Annotated in this window: 13 protein-coding genes; 7 read left to right on the forward strand and 6 right to left on the reverse strand. The window is 75.4% G+C overall.

Features of this window, described 5'->3' with window-relative positions:
- Positions 1 to 44 precede the first annotated feature (44 nt).
- Positions 45 to 839, reverse strand: a complete 795-nt coding sequence (locus ADY01_RS25045; RefSeq protein WP_078900588.1) for a TetR family transcriptional regulator — start codon at positions 837 to 839, stop codon at positions 45 to 47.
- Between the two features lie 223 nt (positions 840 to 1062).
- Between ADY01_RS25045 and ADY01_RS40875 the strand changes: the two genes are divergently transcribed.
- The 3 genes from ADY01_RS40875 to ADY01_RS25060 all read left to right on the forward strand — a co-directional run bounded on the left by ADY01_RS40875 (position 1063) and on the right by ADY01_RS25060 (position 5694).
- Positions 1063 to 3582: an ABC transporter ATP-binding protein gene (locus tag ADY01_RS40875; RefSeq protein ID WP_063784347.1), complete on the forward strand. Its 2520-nt coding sequence runs from the start codon at positions 1063 to 1065 to the stop codon at positions 3580 to 3582.
- Positions 3583 to 3648: 66 nt separating this feature from the next.
- On the forward strand, positions 3649 to 5073 hold the full coding sequence (locus ADY01_RS25055) for a BNR repeat-containing protein (RefSeq protein ID WP_049578036.1): 1425 nt from the start codon (positions 3649 to 3651) through the stop codon (positions 5071 to 5073).
- A 171-nt stretch (positions 5074 to 5244) separates the two neighbouring features.
- A complete protein-coding gene (locus tag ADY01_RS25060; RefSeq protein ID WP_049578037.1) occupies positions 5245 to 5694 on the forward strand; it encodes a HEAT repeat domain-containing protein in 450 nt (149 codons plus the stop codon).
- Here the strand turns inward: ADY01_RS25060 and ADY01_RS25065 are convergent.
- Positions 5691 to 6224, reverse strand: a complete 534-nt coding sequence (locus ADY01_RS25065) for a hypothetical protein (protein ID WP_049578039.1) — start codon at positions 6222 to 6224, stop codon at positions 5691 to 5693. The genes ADY01_RS25060 and ADY01_RS25065 overlap by 4 nt on opposite strands.
- Positions 6221 to 6478, reverse strand: a complete 258-nt coding sequence (locus ADY01_RS25070; protein WP_049578040.1) for a helix-turn-helix transcriptional regulator — start codon at positions 6476 to 6478, stop codon at positions 6221 to 6223. The genes ADY01_RS25065 and ADY01_RS25070 overlap by 4 nt, the downstream gene beginning before the upstream one ends.
- 130 nt (positions 6479 to 6608) lie before the next feature.
- Between ADY01_RS25070 and prcB the strand changes: the two genes are divergently transcribed.
- The gene (gene prcB, locus ADY01_RS25075; protein ID WP_049578042.1) at positions 6609 to 7466 is read left to right on the forward strand and encodes a proteasome subunit beta; all 858 of its coding nucleotides are present in this window, start codon (positions 6609 to 6611) and stop codon (positions 7464 to 7466) included.
- A 117-nt stretch (positions 7467 to 7583) separates the two neighbouring features.
- On the opposite strand, the gene ADY01_RS25080 is transcribed toward prcB, so the two are convergent.
- Positions 7584 to 8390, reverse strand: coding sequence for an endonuclease/exonuclease/phosphatase family protein (locus ADY01_RS25080; RefSeq protein WP_049578053.1), 807 nt, complete (start codon positions 8388 to 8390; stop codon positions 7584 to 7586).
- A 32-nt stretch (positions 8391 to 8422) separates the two neighbouring features.
- Between ADY01_RS25080 and ADY01_RS25085 the strand changes: the two genes are divergently transcribed.
- The gene (locus tag ADY01_RS25085; RefSeq protein WP_049578044.1) at positions 8423 to 9142 is read left to right on the forward strand and encodes an HAD family hydrolase; all 720 of its coding nucleotides are present in this window, start codon (positions 8423 to 8425) and stop codon (positions 9140 to 9142) included.
- Here the strand turns inward: ADY01_RS25085 and ADY01_RS25090 are convergent.
- Both ADY01_RS25090 and ADY01_RS25095 read right to left on the reverse strand, forming a co-directional pair.
- Complete coding sequence (locus ADY01_RS25090) at positions 9084 to 9581, reverse strand: hypothetical protein (protein ID WP_159001407.1); 498 nt, start codon at positions 9579 to 9581, stop codon at positions 9084 to 9086. The genes ADY01_RS25085 and ADY01_RS25090 overlap by 59 nt on opposite strands.
- 28 nt (positions 9582 to 9609) lie before the next feature.
- Positions 9610 to 9798, reverse strand: coding sequence for a hypothetical protein (locus ADY01_RS25095; protein WP_049578047.1), 189 nt, complete (start codon positions 9796 to 9798; stop codon positions 9610 to 9612).
- A 73-nt stretch (positions 9799 to 9871) separates the two neighbouring features.
- Here ADY01_RS25095 and ADY01_RS25100 point away from each other — a divergent pair, with 73 nt between their 5' ends.
- Both ADY01_RS25100 and ADY01_RS25105 read left to right on the forward strand, forming a co-directional pair.
- A complete protein-coding gene (locus tag ADY01_RS25100) occupies positions 9872 to 10852 on the forward strand; it encodes a LysR family transcriptional regulator (RefSeq protein WP_049578050.1) in 981 nt (326 codons plus the stop codon).
- A 103-nt stretch (positions 10853 to 10955) separates the two neighbouring features.
- Complete coding sequence (locus ADY01_RS25105; protein ID WP_049578051.1) at positions 10956 to 11837, forward strand: aminoglycoside phosphotransferase family protein; 882 nt, start codon at positions 10956 to 10958, stop codon at positions 11835 to 11837.
- Positions 11838 to 11932: the final 95 nt, after the last annotated feature.

The following is an 11932-nucleotide window of genomic DNA, read 5'->3' on the forward strand; positions in this document are numbered from 1 at the left end:
GTGTGGAACGGGGGCGGCGCGCGGAACGGGGGCGCGCGCCGGGCTCAGGCGCGTTCGTGCTGGGTGCGGCCGTGCAGGGCCTGTTCGATGGTGCGCATGACCTCGCCCAGCGGGGCATCCGTCCTGGCCACCGTCACCAGCACCTCGCCCTGCGGCGAGGACACGGCCGCGGGCGCGGCCTCGACACCCGCGGGCAGCGCGCCGAAGGTGCGCCGGACGATGGCGAACGCGTGGTCGAGCTCGGTCGCGACATCGCCCTGGCCGTCCCGGCGGAGCCAGCGCCGGAGCACGTGGTTGTGCGCGGTGACCACGGCGGCGGCGGCGACCTCGGCCAGCAGCGGCTCGTCCCCGTCGTGCGGGGAGTGCTCGTCGAACTGGCCCAGCAGATAGCGCGTGAAGAGCCGCTCGTACCGGGCCACCGAGGCGATCTCCCGCTCCCGCAGCGCGGGCACCTCGCGGGTGAGCTTGTAACGCTGCACGGAGACGGCGGGGGATGCCGTGTACATCTTCATGACCTCCCTGATCCCGCGGCAGATCGTGTCGATCGGGTTCTCCAGCGGGGGAGCGGCCTCCAGCACGGCCTCCGCGCGCACCAGCGTGTCGTCGTGGTCGGGGAAGATCGCCTCTTCCTTGGAGCGGAAGTGCCGGAAGAAGGTGCGCCGCGCGACCCCCGCCGTGGCGGCGATCTCGTCCACCGTCGTGGCCTCGTACCCCTTGGCCTCGAAGAGCTCCATCGCCGCGGCGGCGAGCCTGCGGCGCACCTTCAGGCGCTGGGTCGAGGAGGACTGGGGCCTGACGGGCGACTTCACGGGCTGGGCCATGAGGGGAACGTACTGCATCCCTCTTGCGCGGTGCGCGCGCATACCCGCGCGCCCGCTCGGCGCCCGCCCGACTCCCGCGTGCGACCGTCCCGGCCGGTGCGGGGCCCGGTGCGGTGGCCGGTGCGGCGCCTGGTGCGGGCCCTGTGCGGCGCCCGCCCCGGGTGCGGAGGCGGCGGTCGGCCTTCGGGGGCGGCCAGGCATGCTGGAGGGAGCGCGGGGGAGAGCCTGAGGAGGGACGGGAGTGCGGCGTGCACGGGACGGACGGGACACCGGAGGCGGGCGCGGTGGTCCCGGGGGGGCCCGCTCGGCGGGCCGCCTCCGCCCGCCCGGGTGGTGGCGGCGGCGCGAGCGGCCCGGCGGCGGGAAGGCCGCGGAGACCGTGCTGCGGCTGGACGGCGTGTCCCACGGCTACGGCGCCCGCCGGGTCCTCGACGCCGTCGCGCTGGAGGTGGCGCCGGGCGAGTGCGTGGCGCTGCTCGGCGAGAACGGCTCGGGCAAGTCCACGCTGCTGCGGCTCGCGGCCGGGCGGGAGTGTCCCTCCGGGGGCACCGTGACGTTCCGGGGCGCCGCGGCCTCCGAGGACGACCCGGGCTTCAGGGCGGCGGTGGCGACCGTCCTGGAGTCGGGCGCCTGCTACCCGGACCTCTCCGTCCGCGAGCACCTGGCCCTGGTCGCCCTGGCCCACGGCCTGGGCGCGGCGGCGGACGCGGCGGTCGAACGCGCCCTCGCCGAGCACCGCCTCACCGGCCGTGCCGAGGCCAGACCCGCCGAACTCTCCTCCGGGCAGACGCAGTTGCTCGCCCTGGCCGCGGCCTGGGTCCGCCCCGCCGGGCTGCTGATCCTGGACGAGCCGGAGCAGCGGCTCGACGTCGCGGCGCGCCGCGCGCTGGCGCGCCGCCTCGCGGAGGCCGCCGCGGGCGGCACGGCGGTGCTGCTGGCGACGCATGACCGGGGGCTCGCCGACGAGGCCGCCGACCGGGCGTTCGTACTGGCCGAGGGGCGCCTGACGGATCACCTGGGCAGGGACCGTGTGGACGCTGGACCACGTGGACCACGTGGGCGCGCCGGCGCCCGAGGGCAGCCGGTGACGCGCTCCCTCACGTCGCACGATCCGGCGCGCGAACGCACCGCACACACCCTCGACCATCTGCGCGCCCTGCGCGCGGGCCAGCGGCGCAGGGACCGCCGCGGCACCGCCTACACCGTCTACTGCACGCTGCTCATCGGCGCCACCTGGGGCGTTCCCTACCTGCTGGCCGCGGCGCGGGCGGCCGAGTCCGGCAGCCTGCGCGGCCCGACCGCCGACCTGGTGCTCGCCACCCTCCCGGCCACCGCGCCCGCACTCGCCGCGTGCGCCCTGCTGACGCAGGCCCGCCAGGCCACCTGGCGCGGACCCGTGCGGCTGGACGCGGCGGCCGTGACCTGGCTGCTTCCGCAGCCGCTGCTCCGCCGACGGCTGCTGCTGCCCCGGTTCGTGGCCTCCGCCTGCTTCTCGGCGGCGGCCGGGGCGCTGCTCGGCGGCGTGCTCGGCCTCCTTCTGCACGCGGCGGGCGGCGGGCCGCTGGGGGGCGCGGTGGCGGCCGGGGCCTGGGCCGGAGCGGCCACCGCGCTCCTGGGCACGGCTCTCGGCACCCTCGTCCAGCGCCACCCGGCGCCGCCGGGGGCGCCCGCGGGGCTCCTCGCCGCCGCCCGGTGGGGCGTCGCCGCGCTGGTGGTGCTGGCCGCCGTCTCGGTGGCGAGGGAGGAGGCCGTGGCGGGCACGGCCGCGCTGTGGACCGGGCCCTGGGGCTGGGCGGCGCTGCCGCTGGTGGCGTGCGCCGGGGGCACCGGCTGGACCGCGGGCGCCCTGGGCGCGCTGCTGAGCGCGGGCGCGCTGGCCGCCGCCCTCGCCGCGGCCGTCTCGGCGGTGCCCGCCCTCCCCGCGCGCGTGCTGCGCGCCCAGGCAGGCACCGCGCGGCGGGTGACCGCGTCGCTCTACGCGCTCGACCTGCGCCAGGCGCGTTCGACCGTGCGGGCCTCCATGGCACCGGGCGTGCGCGCCGTCGCGCTTCCCGCGCCGCGCTCCCGGGCGCTCGTGGTCGCCTGGCGCGACGCGACCGCGCTGCTGCGCGCCCCCGGCCGCCCGCTCTGGGCGGTGCTCTGGTCCGGCGCCGCCGTACTCGCGGCAGGGGCGGGCACGGCGCCGGCCTCGGTCGTCCTGCTGGCCCTGCCCGCCGGCTACCTCGCGGCGGCCCAACTCCTGGAGCCCGCACGGCTGGAGAGCGACGATCCGCGCCGGGGCGCCAACCTGCCGTGGACCGCGGGCGGGCTCGCCCTGCGCCACGGGGCGGTGGCCGCCGCGATCCTGCCGGCGCTGCTGCTGCTTGCGCTGTCAGCGCTCGCCACGGTGCCGGAGGGCGTGGGCGCCGGCGCGCGAGCCTGGGAAGCGCCGTCCGTGCTCCTGTTGCTGAGCGTCCCGGCCCTGGTCGGCGCGGCGCTGGTGAGCGCCGCGCGCGGAGTCCTGCCGACCCACCTCCTCATCGGCGCGGACACCCCCCTGGGCAACACCGGGCCGATGCAGGCCGCGCTGTGGTACTTGCGGGGGCCCCTGGTGGTTCTCGCGCTGCTCGCGCCCCCGTTCGCCGCGTCCGCCGGCGCGGACGCGGGCGGCGGCCTGGGCGCGGTGCGCCCCGCGCACGCCGTCTGGTGCCTCGCGACGGGGGCCGCCGCCCTGTGGTGGGCGGGACGCGCGGCCGGCAGAGCGGCGCGCGCCGTGTCTTGACCGCTCCCGGCTGAGCTTCTACCGTCCCCCGGGACTGGGATTGAAACCTTTCAGAGGAGTTCGGCCATGTCCCTCGTCCCGAGCCGCCGCACCCTGGTCGCCGGCGCCCTCGGCGCCGCCCTCACCGGTCTGCCCGGCGCCCGCGCCACCGCCTCCGCCGCCGCCCCCTCGGTCACCCTCCGGGGCACCACCCTGCTCGACCCGGCCGCCATCTACTTCGTCTCCTACGACGGCCTGGTCAACAACAACGCCTTCCAGAAGAACGGCCTGCTCACCCATGCCGGCCACCAGTACGCCGTCTGGTACACCGCCGACCGCAACGCCCTGATCGCCCGCCGCGCCAAGGACTCCTCGAACTGGGAGACCGCGCGGATCGGCCACACCCTCAGCAGCGACAACTCGCACAACGTCATCTCCGCCGGGGTCTCACCCTCCGACGGCCGCCTCCACCTGGTCATGGACGCGCACAGCAGCGGCTACTTCTACGTCAAGTCCGGGGCGGGTCTGATGAGTTCGCCGACCTCCCACGCATGGAACCCCTCGGTGCTCGGCCCGGTGCAGCGGAGCCTCGACGGCACCGCCCTCACCTCGGCGTTCACCTACCCGCAGTTCGTCGTCGCGCCCGACGGCCGGCTCCAGCTCTCCTACCGCGCCGGGGTGTCGGGCAACGGCCAGGCCGCGCTCGCCGAGTACGACGGCGACCGCTGGAGCGACCTCGGCCACTGGAGCGCCGCCTCCGGCGCCTACACGACCTCCCGCGGCACGAGTACGGCCCGCAACCTCTACCTCCACGGCCTGGACTACGGCGCCGACGGCGCCCTGCACGTCTTCGGCACCTGGCGCGAGCAGAACGGCGCGGTGACCTGCGGCGCCGACCTCACCAACCACGACACCGTCTACGTCCGCTCCGCCGACCGCGGCAGGACCTGGACCAACGCGGCCGGCGCGCGGGTGGGTTCCACCGGCTCCGCGCCCCTCGGGGTGAACGCGGCCGGCCTGGTCGTGGATCCCCTGGGGCCCGACCACGCCCTGATGAACCAGGAGTCGCAGGCCGTCGACTCCGGCGGGCTGCCGCACGCGTTGATCTCCTATGTCCCGGGCCGGTTCGGGCAGTGCGTCACCGACTACGTGAGCGGACGCGTCGCCTACGCCCGCCCGTTCCACATCCACCGCGACAGCTCCGGCGCCTGGCACAAGAGGGAGGTGCCGATCGCCATGAACTCCAGCCAGCGATCCCAACTCGTCCTCGACGCCCACGACAACGCCTACGCCGTCATGCCCTACGGCCGCATCGCCGCCGCCTCGGCCGCCTCCGGGTGGAGCGACTGGTCGCTGCTGTACGACGGCGGCGGGCGGAGAGCGTTCGGCGAGGTGGTCGTGGACCGCACGCGGGTGGCCGTGGACGGCGTGCTGTCCTTCCTCTACCAGGAGCGTTCCAGCGGGACCACGCCCTCGCCGCTGCATGTCGCCGACTTCCAACTCCCGCGCTGAGCCGGTCCCGAGGCCGGGACCGCCCGGCCCGCGCCGGGCCAAACCACCCCAACGGGCGAGAGCGAAACCGCTGCGCGATCGGAGAATCACCGGATACCGTATATGTCTCCATCCGCCGGGCACGCCTGAAATCCAGGCTCTACGCCCGGTATGCACAAAGGAGATCGCACCATGCGGTATCTCTTCGCGGGGCGGCGGTGGCCGACCCCGGCCCCGGCCGGACCCGACACGACGGAGGACCTGATCGAGCGGGCGGACGGCGCCGACCTCGGGCCGGCCTCCGAGGCGATCGCGCACGCCGGGCGCCTGGCGCCCGACCGGGCAGGACCCGTCCTGCGCCGCGGCCTCGCCCACCCCAACCCGGTGGTCCGCGTCGCCGTGGCCGGCGCGCTCGAACGCCAGCCGGAGCTGGCCGCCGAGCTGATGGCCCGGCTGCTGGTCGACGAGGACCCGGGCGTCCGCATGTGGGCGCTGCGCACGGCGGAGAGGCTCCGAACGCCGGGGCTGCGCCGCCTGATCGAGGACCGCGCGGCGCGCGAGCCCCTGCCGGACCTGGCCGCGCTGGCGCACCTCCTCCTCGGCCAGGGCCCTCAGCCCGCCGTCGTTCCGGCGGAGTCCTAGCCGGCCGTCGTTCCGGCGGGTTCCTCGTCGGCCGTCGGCTCGTCCTGAGCCCGCAGGGCCGCCGTCCACAGGGGCAGCAGCCAGTGCGTCAGCAGGAGGCCGACGAGCACGGCGGCCGGGGCCAGCGGGTCCACGCCGCCGTCGGTGACGAGGTGGGCGAGGCCGAGACCGCCGAGCCCGGCCGCCATCAGGCCCGTCTGCGCCCGGTGCGCGACGGTGTGCACGCGCCCGCGCTCGGCCAGCTGCCGCTCGTCCAGTACGCGGGCGCGCAGTTCGAGCAGCCCGCGCGTGGAGGAGTTGAGCACGCCGGTGCACACGCACCAGGCCAGCACCAGCGGGACGACGAGCGCGATCAGGAGCACCGCGTTCTCCCCGGCGAGGGGGAAGGCGGCGGGTGTCGCGACGGTCAGCGCCATGTGCGCCACCGTCCAGACCCGCCGCTGCCCCCGCCGGGCGTGCCAGCTCCTCGGCTCCTCCCGGTTCATCACGTCGAGCATCGCGCGGTCGTACCGCGTGGGTTGAACCGTCATGACCTGTCCCTTCCCGTCGTCCCGTACACCTCGTCCGTGAGCGGGCGGAACGGCTCCAGGGAGAACACCGCCTCCACGGGCAGGCCGAAGTGCGCCGCGATCCGCAGCGCCAGGTCGAGGCTCGGGTTGTACTGCCCTCGCTCGATGTGCCCGATCGTCTGGTAGTGCACCCCGACCGCCTCCGCCAGCGCCCGCCGCGTCACGTTCCGCTCCGCGCGCAGCACGGACAGTCTGTTGTGCACCTGCTCGCTCATGTATAAGAAGTACTACATTCGATAGCGGTTGGGCAACCTCCGGGGGCGGCGGCCGGCGTCATGGAGTCAGCGCGGTCACCACGGGATACGCCTACGATGGGTCGCAGTTCGCAGCAGGAAGGGGAGAGCCATGACTGCCGATGTCTCCGACTGGGGCCGGCTGCCCGCAGGGTTCCTGGCGCCGGGCCCGCCGTCGTTCCTCGACTTCCTCACCCGCCACGTGCCCGAGGCGCTGCCCGCCCGCCTCACGGCCCCGACCGGCGCGGGGGCCGGGGGGCGGGCCGCGCACATCCCGCACGGTACGACGATCGTGACCGCCACGTACGCCGACGGCGTGCTGATCGCGGGCGACCGGCGCATCACCCAGGGGAACATGATCGCCCACCGCGACGCGGAGAAGGTCGTGGCCGCCGACGAGTTCTCCGCCGTCGGGATCTCCGGCACGGTCGGCATCGCCGTGGAGATGGTGCGCCTCTTCCAGCTGGAGCTCGAACACTACGAGAAGGTCGAAGGCGTCTCCCTGTCGCTGGTCGGCAAGGTCAACCGGCTGACCGCCATGGTCCGGGGGAACCTGAGCCTGGCGATGCAGGGCCTCGCCGTCATCCCGCTCTTCGCCGGGTACGACACCGGCGCCGGGCGCGGGCGGATCTACTCCTTCGACGTCGCGGGAAGCCCGCACGAGGAGCGCGAGTTCGCCGCCACCGGCTCGGGCTCGCCGTTCGCCAGGGGCGCGCTGAAGAAGCTGTACCGACCGGACATGAGCGCGGACGACATCACCACCGCCGCGGTCCAGGCCCTCTACGACGCGGCCGACGAGGACACCGCGACCGGGGGCCCCGACCTCACCCGCAAGTACTACCCGCTCATCATGCTGATCACGGAGAACGGCGTGCGCACCCTCGACGCGGAGGAGTCGGCCGCCGTGGCCCGCGCCGTCGTCGACCAGCGCGCCCGGCGCCCCGACGGCCCCACGGCCGGGCCCCTGTGACACCCGCCCCGCCGGGCAGGGCGAACGGCGCGGCCGTTGCGTGGCGTGGGGGTCGGACCGTGTGATCGTTGCGCGACGCCGGGCGTGAGCCGTCGAGTCGTTGCGTCGTTGCGTCATTCAGCCCTTGAGCTCCGCGAGGACCGCCGTGTGGTCGGAGGGCCAGGTGCCGTCCTCGGGGGCGTCGCCCGCGCGGCGGGCCGAGACGAGGTGGCCGAGGCGGTCCGGGCCGGGAAGGCCGACATGGATGTAGTCGATCCTGGCCTTGAAGCCCGCCGGTCCCTCGATATGGGGGTTGGCCGGGTCCCAGGTGGCCCACGGGCCGCCCGGGTCCGCCACCCGCCAGGCGTCGAGCAGCACCTGACCCGGCACTGCGGGCGCCGTCAGGGAGCCGCCGAACAGGCGCAACTCGTCCGAGTCCGGCTCCGCGTTGAAGTCGCCCGTGGTCACCGGGGGCAGCGTTCCCGCGCCGCGCCGTTCCGCCACGAACCGGGCCAGCGCCCGCACCTGTGCGCACCGCACCGACGACCCGCCCTGCGCCGAGTGCAGATGCGTGGTGAAGAACGGCACCCGCCCGCGTTCGGCCTCGACCAGCGCGAACAGCGCCGTTCGCACCTCCTCGGGACCGCCCGCCACCGGCAGCCGTTCGACCGCCGACTCGGCGATGGGCCACCGGCTGAGCACCGCGTTGCCCACGCCCGGCAGGTCCTCGCCGAGCCGGGAACGCCAGTGGGGAAACGGTTCGCCCGGCGCCCACGCCCAGTGCATCCCCAACTCCCCGGCGAGCCAGCCCGCGAGGTTCTCGCCGCCCGCCTCCCAGACCTCCTGCAAGCCGCAGATGTCCGGGCGTTCACGCCGCAGCGTCGCGAGGATCGCCGTCCGGCGCCGCTCCCAGGGGCCGTACCGCCACCAGAGGTTCCACGTCATGATGCGCACGGCCCGATGCTACGGTCCACGTCATGGGGATCAGCGCCGTGGTGTGGGACATCGACGACACCCTCTTCGACTACGCCGGGACCGACCGGACGGCGGCGCTGCGGCTGTTCGAGGCCGAGGGGCTGCTGGAACGTTTCCCCACCCCCGAGGACGCGCTCCGGCGGTGGCGCCGCACGACGAAGGAGCACTTCGCGCACTTCCTCGCCGGGCGGATCGACTTCCCCGGGCAGCGGCGCGCCCGCGTCCGCGCGTTCCTCGGCACCGGCGCGGAGATGAGCGACGCGGCGGCCGACGCCTGGTTCGGGCGCTACCTCGCGCTGCGCCAGGACGCCGACGGCCTCTTCCCGGATGTGCTGCCCGCGCTGGCCGCCCTCACCCCCCGCTACCGGCACGGCCTGCTGTCCAACTCCGACGCCTCGCACCAGGACCGGAGGCTGCGCGCCCTCGGCATCCGCGACCGGTTCGAGGTGCTGGTCTGCTCCGACCAGGTCGGCCACGCCAAGCCCGCGCCCGAGGCGTTCCGCGCGGTCTGCGCGGCGATGAACCTGCCGCCGCACGCCGTGGCCTATGTCGGTGACCGCCCGGACACCGACGCCGCGGCGGCCGACGCCGCGGGGCTCCACGGCGTCTGGCTGGACCGCCTCGGCGACCGGACGGTGGCCGTCCCGCCCGGCCTGCGCCGCATCAGTGGACTGGGCGCCCTGCCCGCGCTCCTGGCGACGCTGGCCGCTCCCACCAGTTGAACAGCAGTTCGCCGAGCGTGCCGGGGCGCCAGCGCCTCGCGGCGTGCTGGTCGGTCTCGTCCAGGCCGTCCCGGTCGATCGCCGACAGCGGCGTGGCCAGCGCCGCCGCGTCCAGCACGCGCAGGCCGTGAACGGTGAACACCTCGGCCCAGCGCGGCGGTTCGCGGAAGTGCAGCACGGCCGAGCCCGGGAACGCGGGCGGCGCGGCGAAGGCGACCAGGCCGCCCCTGGGGCGGCAGACGACGCGGTGGCGCAGGCGGCGTTCGCTCATCGCGGCGGAGTGGAACGCCGTCGCGCCCGCCGCCTCGGTCAGCTCGTAGAAGGTGACGCCGGGGGTGCTGCCCGCCGCCTGATGGCAGGCCGTTCGGAACGATCTGAGCGTCCCTGTCTCGCCGGTCACCGCCACCACCGCCTCGCCGCCAGGGCTTTCGCCGCTCACCTGGGAAAAGCGTAGGGGAGACGGCCGGTTACAGGCAGTCCTGGCAACCGGGGGTCGCGGTGCCCGAGACGCTGGGCGGGGTGCGGGGGTCGTCGGGGGCGAGGACCATCCGCAGCCGGCCGCAGGCGGGGCAGCGGCTCCAGACGACGGTTCCTTCGCTGGTGGTGTGGCGGGAGACCTCGACGGGGGTCCTCTTCGTGCGTGTCGTGATGGTCATGAGTCGAGTGTCGACGCGAGGGACCGTGCGCGTCCATTTCACGTTTCTCGGAAGATATGTGCAAAATGATTTCATGATTGATTTGCGCCGCCTCCATGTGCTCCGGGCCGTGCACCAGCACGGGACGGTCACCGCGGCAGCCGCCGCCCTGCATCTCACCCCCTCCGCCGTCTCCCACCAACTGCGCGAACTGGCCCGCGAGTTGAAGGTGTCGCTGATCGAGCCCCAGGGCCGCGGCATCCGCCTCACCAGCGCCGCGCACCTGGTGATCGAGCACGGCGACGCACTGTTCGCCCGCTGGGAGGAGGCCGAGTCCGCGCTCGCCGCCTACCGCGGGGGCGAGGCCGGGCTGCTGCGGCTGTGCGGCTTCCCCAGCGCCGTCACCGGCCTCATCGCCCCGGCCACGGCCCTGCTCCGCAAGCGGTACCCCGGCCTCACGGTCGAGGTCACCGAGTGCGAGGCGGCCGCGGGCTTCGACATGCTGATGTCCACGGACGCCGACATCGCGGTGCTGGCCCCGCCGGACGGTTTCCCGCACCCGGGCGACTCGCGCTTCGACCAGAAGTCGCTGGTGGAGGAGCCGTTCGACATCCTCGTCCCCGCCGGGCACCCCCTGGCCCACCGCGAGGTGGTCCCGCTGGCCGACGCGGCGAGCGAGGACTGGGTCCTGCCGCTCCCCGACAGCTGCGACCACCACCGCAGGGTCATGGTCTTCTGCGCGGCGGAGGGGTTCACGCCCCGCGTGACGCACCATGTGCAGGACTGGTCGGCCATCTCCGCGATGGTCGGCCACGGCCTCGGCGTCTCCCTCTTCCCCCGCCTGTCCGAGATCCCCGCCTCCCACCCGGTCGTCCGCCTCCCGGTGACGGCGGGGACGCCGCTGTTCCGGCGCCTGCTGAGCTGCGTGCGCGGCGGCAGCAGGGACCACCTGTTGATCCGCCACGGCCTCGAAGCCCTGACCGAGGTGATCGCCACCCACCCGGCCCTGACCCCGGACCGGGCTCCCGTCGCGGCGAGCACGGTGAGCACGGTGGGCACGGCGAGCACGGCCTGAGCGGCGGGGAACGGCGCGCCCCCGGAAAACCGGTCGACAGGGTGGGGCGGTGCTGCTGGGATGGGCGCCGTCCGGTGAGGGTGACCGCGGGGAAGGGGCCCGGATGGCCGTCACGAACGGTGTCGACGCCGAGCTGGCCGGGCGGCTGGTCGCCGCGCAGTTCCCGCGGTGGGCGCATCTGCCGCTCGCCCTGGTGGACGGCGCCGGGTCCGACCATGTGATCTTCCGCCTCGGGGAGTCCCTGTCGGTGCGGCTGCCCCGGGGCGACTGGGCGGCGGGGCAGGCGCGCAAGGAGCACGTGTGGCTCCCGCGCATCGCCCCCCACCTGCCGGTTCCCATCCCCGAGCCGCTCGGCCTCGGCGTGCCGGGGCTCGGCTATCCGTGGCACTGGTCCGTCACCCGGTGGCTCGCGGGCGAGACGGCGACGGTCGACGGCTTCGCGGATCCCGTGGCGACGGCGGTGCGGCTGGCGGAGTTCATGGCGGACCTCCAACGGATCCCGCCCGCCGACACGTTCGCCCCCGGACCTCATCCGGAGCTGGACGGTGCCGACCTGGCCGCGCGCGACGAGGGCACCCGCGCCGCGATCGCCGCCGCGCGTCACGTCTTCGACGCCGGGGCCCTCACCGCGCTGTGGGAGGCGGCCCTCGCGGCTCCGGCCTGGGACCGCCCGCCGGTGTGGTTCCACGGAGACCTCCACACGGGGAACCTCCTGGTCGACGGCGGTCGGCTCGGCGCGGTCATCGACTTCGGCGGCCTCGGCACCGGCGACCCCGCCATCGACCTGACCATCGCGTTCACGCTCATGACCGCCGGGACCAGGCCCGCCTTCCGCGCCGCCCTCGGGGTCGACGACGCCACCTGGCTGCGCGGCCGTGGCTGGGCCCTGACCACGGGGCTCAACGCCTACACCAGTTACGCGGCGACCAGCCCCCGCGTCGCGGAGCAGACCCACCGCCAGGTCACCGCGGCCCTCGCGGGCTGACGCCCGGCCGTGCGCCGGCGCGGTCGCGGCGTGCGCGGCCGGGCAGTTGACGGTCCCTCGCGGGGTGGACGCGAGGGGCGGGAGGGTCCCTGAGG

The sequence above is a fragment of the Streptomyces sp. SBT349 genome (assembly GCF_001083795.1).
GTDB lineage: Bacteria > Actinomycetota > Actinomycetes > Streptomycetales > Streptomycetaceae > Streptomyces.